The organism is Mesorhizobium sp. M5C.F.Ca.ET.164.01.1.1 (genome assembly GCF_004792125.1).
GTDB lineage: Bacteria > Pseudomonadota > Alphaproteobacteria > Rhizobiales > Rhizobiaceae > Mesorhizobium > Mesorhizobium wenxiniae.
On record NZ_SRTG01000536.1, the window covers coordinates 1 to 291 of the forward strand.

1 pseudogene is annotated in these 291 nt (G+C 58.1%); it reads left to right on the forward strand.

Annotated features, from left to right (window positions below):
• Positions 1–72 precede the first annotated feature (72 nt).
• Positions 73–291, forward strand: a pseudogene (locus EN807_RS34625) (sugar transferase); the annotation flags it as partial.

The following is a 291-nucleotide window of genomic DNA, read 5'->3' on the forward strand; positions in this document are numbered from 1 at the left end:
ATTGTGTGTTGCGCTGCAGCATTTTTTTGGTATCGTGCCGTAAACCATCCGTTCAACGTATGGAGCTTTTGCATGAGGGACGTCGCCAAGCCGGCTAATGCGGGTTTTTCGCAGGCCGGCATTGATTTTCCACCCCCCATCGGCGGTCTGCTCAAACGCAGTTTCGATATCGTCGGTTCCCTGGCGGGTCTGGTCCTGCTCAGCCCGCTTTTCCTGATGGTCGCCCTGCTGGTCAAGCTTTCCGACCGGGCCCGATCTTCTACGGCCACAAGCGGATCGGTCGCGGCGGAA